Source organism: Bradyrhizobium sp. 956_D2_N1_4, from assembly GCF_052076025.1.
Taxonomy (GTDB): Bacteria; Pseudomonadota; Alphaproteobacteria; order Rhizobiales; family Xanthobacteraceae; genus Bradyrhizobium; species Bradyrhizobium barranii.
Genome location: NZ_CP197237.1, coordinates 6,100,433 through 6,115,981 on the forward strand (window position 1 = coordinate 6,100,433; position 15,549 = coordinate 6,115,981).

A 15,549-nucleotide genomic window follows, 5' to 3' on the forward strand; every position below is an offset into this window, starting at 1 on the left:
AGTTCTCCTAAAGCGTTTTCGAGCGAAGTGGATACCGGTTCGCGTGAAGAAAACGCGTCAAAACAAAGGATTAGTTCGCGGTCAGCACGACCTTGACGCTCTGCGAGCGGTCAAGTGCCAGCCGCAGTGCGTCCGGCGCGGTCGACAGCGGCCGCTCGGCAGTGACCAGCGACAGCACGTCGACGCTGCCTGCGCCAATCAGTTCCACCGCGGTCATGAACTCGAAGCCGAAGCGGAACGAGCCGCGCAGGTCGATCTCCTTGGCCATCACCGCATTCGACGGCGTCGGAATCTGGCCGCCCGGCAGATTGCCGATCTGCACCACAATGCCGCCGCGCCTGACGATGCCGATCGCGCTGGCAAGGCCCGCGGCGGTGCCCGAGACCTCGAACGCGACATCATAGGGGCGCGAGGCGGCCTGCGCCTTCAGGCCTTCCTCGCCGGCCGCGACGTTCTCGACGTGCGAAGCGCCGAGCCGGGTCGCAAACGCGAGCGGCGCCGGCGCGATGTCCGCCACCGTGATGTCGGCCATGCCGGCGCGATGTGCAGCGAGCATCGTCAAAAGCCCGATCGGGCCGGCACCGAAGATGATGCCGCGCTTGCCTTCGATATTGCCGGCGCGCGCCACCGCATGCAGGCAGACCGCGAGCGGCTCGGCCAGCGCCGCCGCCTGATAGGACACGTGGTCGGGGATCTTCACGCATTGCGCGGGGACCGCGTCGAAATAGTTGGCGAAGCCGCCCTGCATGTGCGGCGTCTTCGACGCCGAACCCATGAAGTAGATGTTCTCGCAGAGATTCGGCCGGCCCTCGCGGCAGGCGACGCAATGGCCGCACCAGCGCGACGGATTGACGGCGACACGGTCGCCGAGCTTCAGGTTCGCTGCGGAGCCTGCGATCTCCACGACCTCGCCGGAGATCTCGTGGCCGAGCACGAGTGGCGACTTCACGACGAAATCGCCGGTCCGGGCATGACGGAAATAGTGCATGTCGGAGCCGCAGATGCCGCCGGCGCCGAAGCGGATGCGCACCATGCCATCAGCGAGCTTGTCGAGCGGATGCTCGATCATGCGCAGATCTTCGGGGCCGAACAGGGTTGCGGCGAGAGCGGTGGAGGTCATTTGGAGAGTCCCATGTATTTAGGCAGCCAGAGGGTCAGTTCGGGAATGTAGGTGATCGCGATCAGCGCGACCATCAGCGGCACCAGCCAGGGCAGGATCGCGACCGTCGTGCGCTCGACCGAGAGTTTTGCCACGCGGGCGAGAACGAACAGCACCATGCCGAGCGGCGGATGCAACAGGCCGATCATCAGGTTCAGCGTCATGATCAGACCGAAATGGATCGGATCAATGCCGAGCTTGAGCACGATCGGCAGCAGGATCGGCACCAGGATGGTGATCGCCGCCGTGGTGTCGATGAAGCAGCCGACGAACAGGATCAGGACGTTGGCGAGCGCCAGGAACACCCATTTATTGTGGGTGATGCTGAGCATCCAGTCCGAGAGCATTTGGGCTGCCTGCGACACCGTCAGCAGCCAGGCGAAGATCGAGGCTGCCGTGACGATGAACAGCACCGAGGCCGTGGTCTCGATGGTGTCGAAGGTCGCTTTCGCCACCGTCTTCATGGTCATGGTGCGGTAGCGGACGAGGCCGAGGAACAGCGACCAGATCACGGCTGCGACCGCGGCCTCGGTCGGCGTGAACCAGCCGAGCGTCATGCCGCCGATCAGGATGACCGGCGCCATCAGCGCCATCACCGCCGAGAAGTCGAAGTACCAGTCGATCGCGAGCAGCGCGCCGAGGCCGATGACGACGGCCATGTTGGTGGACATGCCGGCCAGCACCATCAGCCAGATCGCAAGCGGGAAAGCGAGCACGATGGCGATCTCGAGGCCGGCCGAGCCGAGCTGCGGCCAGGAGAACGGCGTATCGCTGCCCCATTTGTTCTTGTGCGCGAAGTAGGTGACGGTGGCCATCATCAGCAGCGTCATGACGATGCCGGGAATGACGCCACCCAGGAACAGCGCACCGATCGAGACGTTCGCCATCATGCCGTAGATCACGAAGGGCAGCGACGGCGGGATGATGGGCCCGAGCGTGGCGGACGCCGCGGTGACGCCGACCGAGAACTCGGTGGAATAGCCGTGGTCCTTCATCGCCTTGATCTCGATGGTACCGAGACCGGCGGCGTCCGCGATCGCCGTGCCGGACATGCCGGAGAAGATCACCGAGCCGATGATGTTGACGTGGCCGAGGCCGCCGCGCATCCAGCCGACCAGCGCGACCGCGAATTTGTAGATGCGGCCGGTCACACCGGCGATGTTCATGAGATTGCCGGCCAGGATGAAGAACGGCACCGCGAGCAACGGAAAGCTCTCGACGCCGGCGATCATGCGCTGCGCCAGCGTGACGTCAGGCGTCACGCCGCTGACCAGAATGTAGAGCAGCGACGACGCGGCCATGGCGATCGCCACGGGAACGCCGAGCAGCATCAGGACGAGGAAGCCTCCAAGCAACAGCAACATAACTTTACCCCTCAAAACCGTCGTAGGCGCCGGGACGTTCGAGGATCGAATAGCCCTGTCGCAGATGTTGAATGGTCACCTGCACCGAGCGCACGAACATCAGCACGAAGCCCGCCAGCACGGCGTAATAGACGTAATCCTTGGGCAGATTGATCGTGGTCATCGATTCATCGCCGATGATCTGGATGTAGACCCAGACCAGCTTGATGGCGTAGCCGAAGAAAGCGATCCGGATGAGGTCGATCGCGGTCGACAGCGCGCGCGCCACGACATGCGGCAGATAGCGGTAGATCAGATCGACCTGGATGTGCCGCGACAGCCGCACGCACATCGAGGAGCCGATGAAGACCACGCCGATCAGGCAGTAGGTCGCGATCTCCTCGGTCCAGGCATAGCTGTCGTTGAGGACGTAGCGGGTGAAGAACTGGAGGAAGACGGCAAGCGCCATCACCCAGAAGATCACCAGCGCCACCCAGTCCTCGAAAGCGTAGACGCCGAGATCGACCTTCGGCACCGCCTCTTCTTCGAAGGTGTGGGCGATCTCGTCCCCGGTGATCTGCCGGTGCACTTCGACGGTGGACATGGGGTTACTCCTCAACCTCTTAATCGTCATTCCGGGGTGACTCGAAGAGCCGAACCCGGAACGACGACTTAGTTCTACGAACTCCGCTCCTCATCCTGAGGAGCTTGCGAAGCAAGCGTCTCGAAGGATGGCCTCGGGCGACGCCTGAGCGACATCCGGGCCTTCATGGTTCGCCCGGCGATGCGAAGCATCGTCCGGAGCGCGCTTCGCGCTCCTCACCATGAGGGTCTCAGTTATTTCACCGCCTGAATGCGTTCCCAGTCGGCCTTGCGATAACCGAAGGTCTCGAACGCAACGTTCTTCAGCACGATGTCGCGGAACTCGTTCTTGTCGACCTCGGTCACGGTCAGTCCCTTCTCCTTGAAGAAGGAAACCAGCTTGGCCTCGTTCTGCTTGATCTCCGCGGTCGCCTTCGCAGCGGCCTCCTGCGCGACGTCGGTGAAGATCTTCTTGTCCTCGTCGCTGAGCTTCTTCCAGAGCGCGCCCGCCACCACCGTGTTGAGGTGGTCGACGATGTGGCCGGTCAGCACGATGTGCTTCTGCACTTCGTAGAACTTCTTGGCCTCGATCGTGGTCAGCGGGTTCTCCTGCGCCTCGACGGTGCCGTTCTGAAGCGCGAGATAGACTTCGGCGAACGCGATCGGCGCGGTGTTGGCGCCGCAGGCGCGCGGCATCGCCAGATAGGCCGGAACGTCGGGCACGCGCATCTTGAGGCCCTTGAGGTCGGCGCAAGTCTTGATCGGCTTGTTCGACGAGGTCTGGCGCACGCCGTAATAGGTCACCGCGACGATGTGGTGGCCGCTCTTGTCCTCATAGCCCTTGGCGAGCTCCTTGAAGATGTCGCTCTTGGTGTAGGCAAGGAGATGGTCGGCGTCGCGGAAGGTGTAGGGATAGTAGGTCACGCCGATCGGCGGGAAGCTCTTGGCCGCGAAGCTCGAGCCGGAGATGATGATGTCGACCGAGCCGAGCGAGAGGCCCTGGTTGATGTCGGCTTCCTTGCCGAGCTGCGACGCCGGATAAACGTCGACGGTATAGCGCCCGTTGGTGCGCTTGCCGATCTCCTGCGCGGCCCAGACCGAGGCGGTGTGGAACGGCTCCGAGGTCTCGTAGACATGGGCCCATTTGAGCTTGGTCTGCGCCATGCCGGGATTGGTCGCCGCGAACATCGCCGCGACCGAAGTCGCCAGCACCATCGTCATCTTCTTCAACACTGACTTATCCTCCACTGACTAAAGTCTGCTTCTTGTTCACCCGCCCAAAACCGGGACGAGCCGCCCAATCTCATCGTCGCCGCGTGTTGCCGCTTTTGGCCTGCGTCTTCGCGCGTTTTGGTTTTGCCGGTTTCGCCGGCGTGCGCGCGGCCCCGCCTCGCTCCGCGGGCGATCCCGCGGCGGTCTCGGCACCAAAATTCTGCGCAAAGCGCTCCTGCGAGCGCGCTAAGTGCTTGCGCATGGCCTCACGGGCAGTGTCCGGATCGTGCGCCGCAATCGCGTCACGCACGGCGCAGTGCTCGTCGAGCGCAGTGCGCCAGGTGCCCGGGCTCTCGAAGTAATGTGCAAGCTGCGCGAAATAGGGATTGAGGCGCTGGTCAAACAGCTCGCCGACCACGCGCACCAGCACGGCATTGCCGAGACTGCCGGCGATCGCGACGTGGAAGGCACGGTCGTGCACCATCGAGGCCTCGCCGGGATGCTCGACATTCTCCATGGCGACAAGCGACGCATCGATGCGGGCGATATCGTCCTTGGTCGCCACGCGCGCGGCCTGCTCGGCGATCGCGCTTTCGAGGAATTCGCGGGCGCGCAAGAGCTCGAACGGGCCTTCGATGCCGGCGGCCGGAAGCGCTGGCGCGGCGTCCGCTGGCTCGGTCACATAGATGCCGGAGCCGACGCGAATGCGGACACGGCCCTCGACCTCGAGCGCGATCAGGGCTTCGCGCACCGTCGGCCGCGAGATCTTGAGCTGCTCGGCGAGTTCCCGTTCGGTCGGCAAGCGGCTGCCGACCGCGTACTCGCCGCTGTCGATCAGGCTTCGCAATTGATCGGCGACCTGGCGGTAAAGCCGTCTCGCCTCCACAGCTTCCAGCGGCACGCTGGCCTCCCCGAAAGGGTCTCGCCGGGAAGCATCGCGTCCCGGCGGCCCGCCAATTTTGGAAAATTGGTCTTACCAATTGACCGAAGCATTGACCGAGGACAGGGGCCATGTCAAGCAGCGGCCAAACACAGGGAGAGACGACCATGCGCCATGATTCAACGCGTCTTGGCCGCGCCAATCTCGACCGGCTGCCGCCCGCCATCCGCCGCCCGGCCTATGACCGCTCGCGCGTTACGCCCGGCATCGTGCATCTGGGCCTGGGCGCATTTCATCGCGCCCATCAGGCTGTGGTCATCGACGATTGCCTTGCCGCAGGCAGCTCGTCCTGGGGCATCGTCGGCGCGAGCCTGCGCAGCCCGGATACGCGCGACGCCCTCGCCCCGCAGGATCATCTCTACACTGTCGCCGTACGTGCCGCCGAAGGCACCGAACACCGCGTCATCGGCGCGCTGCTCGACAGCGTCGTCGCGCGCGAGAAGCCGGCAGCACTGGTCGAGCGGATGGCCGATCCCGCCATTCGCATCGTCTCGCTGACGGTCACCGAGAAGGGCTATTGCCACACGCCGCAGACCGGCGATCTCGACGAGCGCCATCCGGATGTCGTGCACGATCTCAACAATTTTGACGCGCCGCGCTCGGCGCCCGGCTTCATCGTCGCTGCACTGGCGCGCCGGCGCGCACAGGGTCTAGCGCCCTTCACCGTGCTGTGCTGCGACAACCTCGCCGCCAACGGCCACACCGTGCAGCGGATCGTGACGCAGTTCGCCGCGCTCCGCTCGAAGGACCTCGGCAAGTGGATCGCCGATAGTACCGCCTTCCCATCGACGATGGTCGACCGCATCGTGCCGGAGACGACGGACGCCGACCGGGATGCGGTCTCGAACGCGCTCGGCATGCGCGACGCCTGGCCTGTGATGACCGAGCCGTTCGCGCAATGGGTGGTCGAGGACCGCTTCACAGCGGGGCGGCCCGATTTCGCCGCCGCCGGTGTCGAGCTCGTCACCGACGTCAAGCCGTTCGAGCTGATGAAGCTGCGACTGCTCAACGCCAGCCATTCGGCGCTGGCCTATCTCGGTTATCTCGCGGGCTACGAGACCATCGCCGACACCATGCTGGATCCGCATTTCGCCCGTCTCGCCGCGCAGGTGATGGAAGAGGCCGCGGTGACGCTGACGATGCCTGTTGGCACCGATCTCGCCGCCTATCGCACCTCGCTGCTCAAGCGCTTCGCCAATCCGGCGCTGCATCACCGCACCTGGCAGATCGCGATGGACGGCTCGCAAAAGCTTCCGCAGCGCCTGCTCGGCGCGATGCAGGATCGCCTGCGCAACAACCTGCCGATTGCGACGCATGCGCTCGCGGTGGCCGGCTGGATGCGCTACGTCACCGCACGCGACGAGCAGGGCCGCGCCATCGACGTTCGCGATCCGCTCGCCGCCGAGTTCGCCGCGCTGGCGCGCGAGGCGGGTCCCGTCGCCGAACGGCTCGCGCCCGCATTGCTCGGGGTCGAGAAAGTGTTCGGACCGCTGGGCACCGAGCCGCGCCTGCGCGAGGCCGTGACCACGGCGCTCGGCCGTCTTTATAAGGATGGTGCGCGGCGGGCGGTGGAGACATTTGTCTCGGCGTGACCACAAAGCAGGCAATGCTGCACTGCGGTCCAAATCGAACGCAAAGTCGGACGGAAGTCGCGCTTGATTTTTGCCTGCCATTGCCCCACCCGAGAGGCATGGCAAAGGACAATAAGGTCATCGCCGCGAACGCGGCCTTCTACGCCGCCTTTTCAACGGGCGACTTCGACGGAATGGAGCGGATGTGGGCGGATGACGACGCCATTTCCTGCATCCATCCCGGCTGGCCGGCCATCATCGGCCGAGCCACGGTGATCGGCAGCTGGCGCGACATCCTGCAAAATCCGGAGCGGCCGCAGATCGTTTGCGCCGAACCGCAGGCGATCGTCGACGGCGACAGCGCGCGCGTGCTCTGCATCGAGATCGTCGACGGCACCGCTTTGGCCGCGGCCAACCATTTTCGCCGTGTCGGCGACGGCTGGCGGCTGGTGCACCACCAGTCGAGCCCAATCGCGCAGATTGTCGAGCAGGCTGAAGACGATAGAGCGAGCCACCGCGTCCACTGACTGCGGCGGGCCGGCCGGCGCTTTCTACTGTGCATGGGGTTGTTTTTCAGTTTTTTGTTTTGAGCCCCCGAGTTCCGACAAATCGTCCAGCACGACCTGCGCCGCACTGAAATCATCGTCCCGAAAGAACATGCTCCTGGTGATGAGCACCGGAATGTTCGCCCGCGAGGCCGCGATCAGACCGTTGCGGGAATCCTCGATCGCGACGCAGTCGGCTGCGCCCAGATTCAGCCGCGCCAGGGTTTCCAGATAGACATCCGGCGCCGGCTTCTTGTGGCGGACATCGTCGCCGGCGATGACCGCATCAAAATCCGCCGCCCAGCGCGTTCCCAGCGCTTGCGACAGCAGCGCATCGATATTGCCGTGCGAGGTGGTGGTCGCGATCGCGAGCCGCTGGCCGCGGGCCTTCGCAGCAATGAGCAGGTCCGCCACGCCGGGCCTTAAGGGGCAGCAGCCGGTTTCGATCAGCTCGGCGTAATGCGCGGTCTTGATGCGGTGAAGGGCTGCGATGTCGGCATCCGGCAATGGCGGCGCGACCTGCAGCCTCGCGTGAAAGGCGCGCATGCGCTCCTTGCCGCCGGTGACACGCAGCAGCTCCTTGTAGACGGCCCGGTCCCACTGCCAGTCGAGACCGTGGCGAACGAAGGCGTGGTTGAAGGCCTGCCGATGCAGCTCCTCGGTTTCGGCCAGGGTGCCGTCGACATCGAAGATCAGCGCGGCGGCGCGCCCGATCAACTCCGCGGCACCGCATGGCACTGCGGCCGGCGCTTCTGCCTGCATGACCGACGCCTCCCTCCTGACAAGCCAGCATCCCCTGCCCTGGCGGCCGAGTAAACTCGCAATATCTTTTGCCAGACCCAAAAATCCCTTATGAGCGAACGGCGCGCAGCTCGCGCGAGCGGGAACTCCGACCAGCACGGCAGGCGCATGCGGCTCTTCATCCTCGGCCTCGGCTACAGTGCCCGGCATTTCGTCGGCCAATTCGGCGGCGCCTTCTCGCATATCGCCGGCACTGTGCGCGATCCAGGGAAGCGAAACGACCTTGCCGGCATCGAGGTGCACGCCTTTTCCGGCGGCAGTCCGGCGCGCGAGGTGATCGAGAGAGTGCGCGACGCCGATGTCCTTCTCATATCGATCCCGCCCGGCAGCGCGGGCGACCCCGCAGTTACGGCCCTTGGCGACGCGCTCGCGGGCCGGCGGCGGAAGATCGTCTATCTCTCCACCATCGGCGTCTACGGCGATCACGCAGGCCGCTGGGTGGACGAGAGCACGCCGCCGCAGGCCACCCTCGACCGCACGCGAACGCGCGTTGCGGCGGAGCAAGCCTGGACCGCCGCGGCGCGCGGCGATGTCGCGATCCTGCGGCTTGCGGGCATCTACGGTCCCGGCCGCAACGCGCTGGTGACGCTGCGGGCGGGGACGGCCCGGCGCATCATCAAGCCGGGACAGGTCTTCAACCGCATCCACGCCGACGACATCGCGAGCGCGATCATGGCCGCGGTGAAGCACAGTGACGGCGGCACCTGGAACGTCTGCGACGACGAGCCGGCGCCGCCGCAGGATGTGATCGCTTATGCGGCGAAACTGATGGACCTTGCGCCGCCGCCCGAAGAGCCGTTCGAGATTGCCGAGATGTCGGCGATGGCCCGCAGCTTCTATGCCAGCAGTGCCCGGGTCTCCAACGCGAAACTGAAGCACGAGCTCGGTGTCACGCTTGCCCATCCGACCTATCGGCATGGCCTGGATGCGCTGTGGCACACCGGGCAAGGGCGATAGGTTCCGGTTATCTCCGACGCGTCCCAGACATGCCCCACCCGCGCTTGACTTCGCTCAGGCGCAGCCGTGATCTAGCCGCTCGGCGAGCCACCACAGAACGAGCTCGCCTTGGGAGGATGCAATGAACAAGACGATCGCCATGATCGCGACGGCGGCTGCCGTCATCACGTTCGGTACGGCGCGCGCCGCACCACTGCCCGAAGCCAACCCTGATGACGCCGGTTTCTCGAAGCAGGGTCTCGAGCGGCTCGACAGCTTCTTCGCGCGCGAGATCGCCGCCAAGCGCGTCCCCGGTGCCGTCGTCGCGGTGGCACGGGACGGCAAGCTCGTGCACTACAAGGCTTAGGGCATGCTCGATCCCGACAAGGGCACGCCGATGCCGGTTGACGCGATCTTCGCGCTGGCCTCGATGACCAAGCCGATGGCGGCGGTCGCCGGCCTGACGCTGATGGAGAAAGGCCAGTTGCCGCTCCAGGCCAAGCTGTCCGACTACTATCCAGGCTTTGCCGACATGAAGGTCGGCGCGACCGAGGCCAATGGCTCGCTCAAGCTCGAACCGCAGGCCTCCCCGATCTTTATCCACGATCTCTACCGGCATACGTCCGGATTGATGTATGGCGGCCGCCCCGACTCATCGAGCCCGGTGGCGCGGCAATACCCCGATGGCGTCGCCCCGGCGGTGGAAGGCGACACTGAGGCCTTCATCGGCCGCATCACGAAACTGCCGCTGGCACATCAGCCCTCGACCGAGTTCGAATACGGCTTCTCGATCGACGTGCTCGGCGCCGTCGTCGAGAAGGTCAGCGAGCAGAGGCTCGGCGACTATCTCGCCGCCAATGTGTGGCAGCCGCTCGGCATGAAGGACGCGACCTTCCACCCGACCGACGCACAGCGCCCTCGCCTCGCCCGCCCGTTTGCCAACGATCCGCTGACCGGGAAGCCGCAAGCCATCAAGCTGCTGGACACCCCGACCAAGTTCGATTGCGGCGGCGCCTGCTCATTCGCGACGATGGGCGATTACATCCGCTTCGGCCAGATGCTGCTCAACGGCGGCGAGCTCGACGGCCAGCGCATTCTTTCCCCGAAGACCGTGCATCACATGACGACCAACCACCTCGGTCCCGAGATCAAGAACAATGTGGCGAACATCGAGCCGCATCGCGCCGGCTTCGGCTTTGGTCTCGCGGTCGCGGTCCGGACCAGCGAGGGGCTGTCGTCGGTTCCCGGTAATCCCGGCGAGTTCACCTGGAACGGCGCCTACGGGACGCAGTTCTTCTGCGATCCCAAGGAGCGTCTCGTCGTGGTGGTGGGAACGGCGGCGCCGGGCGAGCTCAGGAAATACTATCGCGAGCAGGTGCAGGACATCGTCTATGGCGCGATGGTGAAGTGAGACCGGCGCGCTGGAATAGAAAGGGCGGCCGCTCAGGCCGCCCTTTGCGAATCTGGCGTCAGCTCAACACGCCGTACTTCTTGAACCAGGCCTGGGCCTGCTTCCAGGCGTCTTCCGCCGCATCCTTGCGATAGCTGCCGCGATAGTCGGCATGGAAGCCGTGCGGCGCCTGCGGATAGATCTTGAATTCGGCGACCTTCTTGTCCTGCTCGAGCGTCGCCTTGAACTGCTCGACCTGCGCCACGGGAATGCCGGTATCGGCGCCGCCATAGAGGCCGAGCACCGGCGCCTTCATCTCGGAGGCGAGCTGAAGCGGGCTCTTCGGCCACACCGGATTGGCGGGATCGACCGGCGCACCGTAGAACGCGACACCAGCCTTGAGGGTGCCGCTGTGGGCGGCGTATTCCCAGACATTGCGGCCACCCCGGCAGAAGCCGATGATGCCGAGCTTCGCGGTGTCGCCGCCTTGCGATCCCGCCCACGCCACCGTCGCATCCAGATCGGACAGCAGCTCGGCGTCCGGCTTGGCATTGACGACGGGCAGCAGATCCTTGATGTCGGTGACCTTGGTGAGGTCGACACCCTTGCGGAAGTAATAGTCGGGTGCGACCGCGAATGCGCCGAGCTTGGCGAGGCGCCGTGTCACGTCCTTGATGTATTCGTGCAGGCCGAAAATCTCCATCGCCACGATGATCACCGGCGCCTTCGTGTTGCCGGCCGGGCGCGCGAAGTAGGCAGGCATCTCTTCGGAGCCGACCTTGATCCTGGTGTCGCCAGCCTGAAGGCCGCCGGTATCTGTCGTGATGATTTCGGCGCGGACCGGACCGGCCGCAAGCGTGTAGCCGGCAGCGACGGCCGCGGTGGCGCTCATGAATCCGCGGCGCGAGACCGGGGCGACTTTCGTCAGCCCGACGACGTCGGATGTCATGGTGGTTTCGAAGCTCATCGGTCGATCCTTCCTGATGCTTGGCCCTGATTCCTCAGGCGGCGCATTCGCCGATAATTGCCGGCGAAACGCAAATCACCAGCCTGCGAGCATGTTCGTGTTCAGGCCAGGCCCTGACGTCTTTTCACCGGCGCCGTTTCGGGCATCAGGCTCATTGCGACAAGTCCGACGATCGCCGCAAGCAGGAGGTACCAGGCCGGTGCCAGCGGATTGCCGGTGACGTGGAGGAGCCACGTGACCACTAGCTGCGCCGTACCTCCGAAGCTCGCGATCGCCACCGCGTAGACGGTCGCGAACACGCCTCCGCGGATGTTCTGGGGCAGCGCTTCGGTGAAGGTCGCATAGAACGCGGTGAACGGCAGCGAGCCGATGATCGATAGCACGCCGAAGCCGATCAGGAGCGACAGCGCGCCCGGTGCATGGACGATCCACAGGAAGGTCGGATAGGTGAGCAGGAGGGTTGCGAGCTGCGGCCAGATCATGATCGGCTTGCGGCCGAGACGATCGGCGAGCCATCCGCCGACCAGTGCGCCGACGAACTGAATGCCGTTGCTGACGAGCGACACGGCGAAAGCCAGCGTCGACGACACGTGCAGGGTATTCTGCGCATAGGTCGTCATGTATTGCGTGACATAGGTCGAGATCGTGCCGCTGGCCAGGATCATCAAGGCCAGCGCGATGATGCCGAGGTGGCGTCGGGCCTGCGAGAGGTGACCCGTGCGCTCTTTCGCTGCGACACCGGCATCGGCATGCGGAATCGTCTCGGGCAGTGTCCGCCGCATCCAGAGCCCGAACGGCAGGCAGACGGCCCCGATCAGGAACGCCACCCGCCAGCCGTAGGAGTCCAGCATCTCCGGCGCCATGGTCGTGCTCAGGATGACGCCGACCAGCGCGCCGGCGGTCGCCGCGATCTCCTGGCTCGCCGGCTGCCATGCCACGACCAGCGCCCGATGCTCGGGCGGGGCAATCTCGAGGAGATAGGCGGTGGTCGGTCCGACCTCGCCGCCGAGGGCGAAGCCCTGCACCATGCGCGCCGCAATCACGATGATGGGCGCGGCGACGCCGATCATGCGATAGGACGGCGTGAGCGCGATGGTCAGGATAGCAGCTCCCATCAACGCAAAGCTCAGCAGCATGGCGGGCCGCCGGCCGATCCGGTCGGAATAGATGCCGAGCACGATCCCGCCGATCGGCCGCGTCACGAAGCCGGCCCCGAACGTCGCCAGCGACAGCATCAGGCTGCCGTACTCGCTTCCGGTCGGGAAGAAGCTATGGCCGATCTGGATGGCGAAGAAGCTGTAGGTAATGAAATCGTAGAATTCGAGCATGTTGCCGATGGTGGCTGCGAATGCTGCTCGTTTGACGTTGAACGGCGCCGCTTGCGCAATTCCCAACGACACTTTGACTCCCTGGATTCGCTCGTTTGCCGGACTTAACCGTCTGGCTGCATTGCGTCGCAACATCCATTAACCGAAAGAGAGGGTTCACTCCCGGCCAGCCACATCGCCAGGCGTTGCCGGTGATGCGCCCTTTTGCGTATTCGAAACTCCAGGCCGCAACAAATGGGCCTCGCAGTGGCGACAATGACACATCATGTTGCTCAGGCGTCGCACATCACCGTCAATTCACGTGCAAGCTCTCGTGATTTGATTGAAATTTTCAGAAGAGTTGAGCCGTGCGATTTACTCGAACTTTCTGTGTGACGCTCTAGTTCCACGGCCGGAAGTTCCATCTGCACAACGGGTGCAACTTCCCGAGCGCGGTCCCTCCATCCGGCAACGGACGAAGAATCGCCCGAGAACTTCATTCTCGTCCACCCAGATTGCGCTACCAAAGGCTCAATTGAATAAAGCTTGTCCGACCTGGAACTGAAATGATTTTAGCTCGCGAAGCGATTGAATTGTTGGGACAGATGGCCCGCATCCTGTGGTTCGAAGGCACCAAACATGGCTTGCGCGACCGCGAATGGATGGCCCTGCGCTTTCTCTCTCGCGCAAACCGTTTCTCGCGGACGCCCTCGGCGCTCGCGAGCTACGTCGGCACCACGCGCGGCACCGCCTCTTTCATCATCGGCGAGCTCGAGCGGCTCGGATATCTGGAGCGAAAGCGCTCCGCGACGGACAAGCGATCGGTGACGCTGAGCGTGACGCAGCAGGGCAAGAAGTTCCTGGTGCGCGACCCCATCAGCGTTCTCCTCGAGCCGATCGCCGTCCTCGACGACGAGGCCAAGATCCGCTTTCGCGACACGCTCCGGCACGTGCTCGATCAAGCGGACGCGGCCGAGCAGCGGCACCATACCGACGTCTGCAAGCGATGCATCTTCCTGCGCGAAGATCGCACCGCCACGGACGGCAAGCCCGGCGCCGCCGAGTTCAGCTGCCGCCTGTTTCGCGCGCCGATCGCGGAGCCGGAGATCGATCTGCTATGCACCAGCTTCGAGCATCATCGCCAATAGGAGGCGGCCCTCGATCACGGCGTCGCCTTGCGTGACGAGTAGATGACGCCACCGCTGGACTCCACGACCAGACGGCCGTTCTCGTTCTTGATCTCTTCGATGCGGCCAAGGCCGGGTACCTGCTGACCAAGCACGGCCTCGATGACGCCGTTCGGACCTTGCAGGATCGCAATTCCCTCATAGGCCTGGCGGACCGACCAGCCCTTGACCACCTTGCGCGGCGCCGACGGAGGAACCGAACCCGTGATCTCGGGCGCGGCAACCGAGGCCATCATCGGCATCGTCTGCGAGGGCGGCTGCGAAGCAACGGCCGCCGGCGCTTGCGCCTGAGCCTGGGCGAGCTTGTCCAGCTTCACCGTCGAGGACGAGCTCACCCGCTCGATACGGTCCAGATTCTCGGCGAACCTGCCGAAGCGATCGTTGGTCGCCTTGCTCGACTGATCGACCGCGGTGCGCAGGCCGTCGAGATTTTCGGACACGCCCGACACCTGCTTGCGCAGCAGCGCGACAGTCTCGCGCAGATTCCTGATCTCCGTATTGGCGGCAACGTTGCTTTGGGCGGGCTGCGTGGTGAGATAGGCGATTACGCCGGTGCAGGCGCAGACCACCAGGATCGCGGCGACCGCCAATGTTGCGAGCGGCGCGACCCATGTCGGACGCGGCGGCGGCGGCTTGGCCACGATCACGGCCGGCTTCATCACGGTCGGCGCAGGCTTCGGTATCGCCATCTTGTCGAGGCGCGCCTTGGCGCGAATGCGCTTCAGCCCCTCGAGCGCCTCTTTCGCCAGAGTCTCGTCGTTCGCCGCAGCCGACACACGCTTCGCGCTTGCAGCGGGCTTGGCCGTCTGTGTCGTGCTTGTATCGCGCGCATCCGGAGCCGGCTTCGCCGCCGCGGAAACATCAGCGGTCGCGTTGGGACGAGCTTGTCCATCGGACAACATGTGAAAATGCTCCGTTCGGTTCGATCTATCGAACGGTGAAGTTATTTGCCGAAGCTTGCCTGAAACGTGCGCAGCGAAAACTTTTCATCGCGCCCGATGCGACGTCGCATGAGTCAAAAGCGTCATGGACGTGGCGAGAGTGCGACTCGAAAGACACACACTCGCCAAGATTTCGCCAAGCTGGAGTCGCCGCGCCATACATGAGTCGAATTGTCGCATGGGGAAACACCAGCAGGAGAGTCAATCCCGGGTTGAAAACCCCGCTATGCGGATGACCCGCAGCGCCGCGCAAAATAGCTGTGATTACGCGGGGATGCGGAACTTTAGAAACGTTACGGTGCAAAACTAGTTCGATTATCAAATCAACTGATGCGATCGAGCATACAAAGAAACAACCAGAAACGAATCAACAGCATCAAACACGCATAGCAACCGCTTTGCTGCGCGCGCTTGATCGGAAATCGGCAATTGTTACGGTCCTACTCAAGTGATTCTCGCCAGTTGGCGAGGAGATCGACACAGTTCAGGTGCGTTCGGACGCAATCGGCAAGTTGGCGCAACTGTTCTAGGTCTGTCTCAATCCGCTCCGCGAGGTGATCCGTAAGACACCCGCCGAGCCTCACGCAGTAAGCGTTCAGTATCGAGTCGATGTAGCAGGCCTGCACACGCAGGCACTGAATGCGTAGGGCTGCCCGCGAATATCGAAA

13 protein-coding genes and 1 pseudogene are annotated in these 15,549 nt (G+C 64.3%); 5 read left to right on the forward strand and 9 right to left on the reverse strand.

Features of this window, described 5'->3' with window-relative positions; genetic code table 11:
* Positions 1-70: 70 nt before the first annotated feature.
* The 5 genes from AB7535_RS28855 to AB7535_RS28875 all read right to left on the reverse strand — a co-directional run bounded on the left by AB7535_RS28855 (position 71) and on the right by AB7535_RS28875 (position 5,197).
* Positions 71-1,120: an L-idonate 5-dehydrogenase gene (locus AB7535_RS28855; protein WP_231143337.1), complete on the reverse strand. Its 1,050-nt coding sequence runs from the start codon at positions 1,118-1,120 to the stop codon at positions 71-73.
* The gene (locus AB7535_RS28860; RefSeq protein ID WP_231143338.1) at positions 1,117-2,523 is read right to left on the reverse strand and encodes a TRAP transporter large permease; all 1,407 of its coding nucleotides are present in this window, start codon (positions 2,521-2,523) and stop codon (positions 1,117-1,119) included. Before AB7535_RS28860 ends, AB7535_RS28855 begins: the two co-directional genes overlap by 4 nt.
* Positions 2,524-2,527: 4 nt before the next feature.
* Entirely contained in the window at positions 2,528-3,106 is a 579-nt protein-coding gene (locus AB7535_RS28865; protein WP_231143339.1) for a TRAP transporter small permease, read from the reverse strand.
* 233 nt (positions 3,107-3,339) lie between these two features.
* Complete coding sequence (locus tag AB7535_RS28870) at positions 3,340-4,299, reverse strand: sialic acid TRAP transporter substrate-binding protein SiaP (protein ID WP_071917185.1); 960 nt, start codon at positions 4,297-4,299, stop codon at positions 3,340-3,342.
* A gap of 88 nt (positions 4,300-4,387) precedes the next feature.
* On the reverse strand, positions 4,388-5,197 hold the full coding sequence (locus AB7535_RS28875; RefSeq protein ID WP_231143340.1) for a FadR/GntR family transcriptional regulator: 810 nt from the start codon (positions 5,195-5,197) through the stop codon (positions 4,388-4,390).
* A 146-nt stretch (positions 5,198-5,343) separates the two neighbouring features.
* On the opposite strand from AB7535_RS28875, the gene AB7535_RS28880 reads away from it, so the two are divergent.
* Together AB7535_RS28880 and AB7535_RS28885 are read left to right on the forward strand one after the other, a co-directional pair.
* Positions 5,344-6,828: a mannitol dehydrogenase family protein gene (locus AB7535_RS28880; protein WP_231143341.1), complete on the forward strand. Its 1,485-nt coding sequence runs from the start codon at positions 5,344-5,346 to the stop codon at positions 6,826-6,828.
* Positions 6,829-6,926: 98 nt separating this feature from the next.
* Positions 6,927-7,334 carry a nuclear transport factor 2 family protein gene (locus tag AB7535_RS28885; protein ID WP_231143342.1) on the forward strand — a complete coding sequence of 136 codons (408 nt, stop codon included), beginning with the start codon at positions 6,927-6,929 and terminating at the stop codon, positions 7,332-7,334.
* 24 nt (positions 7,335-7,358) lie between these two features.
* On the opposite strand, the gene AB7535_RS28890 is transcribed toward AB7535_RS28885, so the two are convergent.
* Entirely contained in the window at positions 7,359-8,114 is a 756-nt protein-coding gene (locus tag AB7535_RS28890) for an HAD family hydrolase (RefSeq protein WP_231143343.1), read from the reverse strand.
* A 147-nt stretch (positions 8,115-8,261) separates the two neighbouring features.
* Here AB7535_RS28890 and AB7535_RS28895 point away from each other — a divergent pair, with 147 nt between their 5' ends.
* Both AB7535_RS28895 and AB7535_RS28900 read left to right on the forward strand, forming a co-directional pair.
* A complete protein-coding gene (locus tag AB7535_RS28895; protein ID WP_231143344.1) occupies positions 8,262-9,110 on the forward strand; it encodes an NAD-dependent epimerase/dehydratase family protein in 849 nt (282 codons plus the stop codon).
* A 121-nt stretch (positions 9,111-9,231) separates the two neighbouring features.
* Positions 9,232-10,500: pseudogene (locus tag AB7535_RS28900) on the forward strand (serine hydrolase domain-containing protein).
* A 58-nt stretch (positions 10,501-10,558) separates the two neighbouring features.
* Here the strand turns inward: AB7535_RS28900 and AB7535_RS28905 are convergent.
* The gene (locus tag AB7535_RS28905) at positions 10,559-11,446 is read right to left on the reverse strand and encodes a dienelactone hydrolase family protein (RefSeq protein WP_231143346.1); all 888 of its coding nucleotides are present in this window, start codon (positions 11,444-11,446) and stop codon (positions 10,559-10,561) included.
* A 101-nt stretch (positions 11,447-11,547) separates the two neighbouring features.
* On the reverse strand, positions 11,548-12,774 hold the full coding sequence (locus AB7535_RS28910) for an MFS transporter (protein ID WP_231145400.1): 1,227 nt from the start codon (positions 12,772-12,774) through the stop codon (positions 11,548-11,550).
* A gap of 545 nt (positions 12,775-13,319) precedes the next feature.
* Here AB7535_RS28910 and AB7535_RS28915 point away from each other — a divergent pair.
* Positions 13,320-13,901: a MarR family winged helix-turn-helix transcriptional regulator gene (locus tag AB7535_RS28915; RefSeq protein ID WP_208088486.1), complete on the forward strand. Its 582-nt coding sequence runs from the start codon at positions 13,320-13,322 to the stop codon at positions 13,899-13,901.
* Positions 13,902-13,915: 14 nt separating this feature from the next.
* Here AB7535_RS28915 and AB7535_RS28920 read toward each other — a convergent pair whose 3' ends face one another.
* Positions 13,916-14,842 carry a hypothetical protein gene (locus AB7535_RS28920; RefSeq protein WP_231143347.1) on the reverse strand — a complete coding sequence of 309 codons (927 nt, stop codon included), beginning with the start codon at positions 14,840-14,842 and terminating at the stop codon, positions 13,916-13,918.
* Positions 14,843-15,549: the final 707 nt, after the last annotated feature.

Coding starts and splice junctions, on each gene's coding strand:
- AB7535_RS28855 (WP_231143337.1), bottom strand. CDS start 1,120: ATGACCTCCACCGCTCTCGCCGCAACCCTGTTCGGCCCCGAAGATCTG.
- AB7535_RS28860 (WP_231143338.1), bottom strand. CDS start 2,523: ATGTTGCTGTTGCTTGGAGGCTTCCTCGTCCTGATGCTGCTCGGCGTT.
- AB7535_RS28865 (WP_231143339.1), bottom strand. CDS start 3,106: ATGTCCACCGTCGAAGTGCACCGGCAGATCACCGGGGACGAGATCGCC.
- AB7535_RS28870 (WP_071917185.1), bottom strand. CDS start 4,299: ATGGTGCTGGCGACTTCGGTCGCGGCGATGTTCGCGGCGACCAATCCC.
- AB7535_RS28880 (WP_231143341.1), top strand. CDS start 5,344: ATGCGCCATGATTCAACGCGTCTTGGCCGCGCCAATCTCGACCGGCTG.
- AB7535_RS28885 (WP_231143342.1), top strand. CDS start 6,927: ATGGCAAAGGACAATAAGGTCATCGCCGCGAACGCGGCCTTCTACGCC.
- AB7535_RS28890 (WP_231143343.1), bottom strand. CDS start 8,114: ATGCAGGCAGAAGCGCCGGCCGCAGTGCCATGCGGTGCCGCGGAGTTG.
- AB7535_RS28895 (WP_231143344.1), top strand. CDS start 8,262: ATGCGGCTCTTCATCCTCGGCCTCGGCTACAGTGCCCGGCATTTCGTC.
- AB7535_RS28905 (WP_231143346.1), bottom strand. CDS start 11,446: ATGAGCTTCGAAACCACCATGACATCCGACGTCGTCGGGCTGACGAAA.
- AB7535_RS28910 (WP_231145400.1), bottom strand. CDS start 12,774: ATGCTCGAATTCTACGATTTCATTACCTACAGCTTCTTCGCCATCCAG.
- AB7535_RS28915 (WP_208088486.1), top strand. CDS start 13,320: ATGATTTTAGCTCGCGAAGCGATTGAATTGTTGGGACAGATGGCCCGC.
- AB7535_RS28920 (WP_231143347.1), bottom strand. CDS start 14,842: ATGTTGTCCGATGGACAAGCTCGTCCCAACGCGACCGCTGATGTTTCC.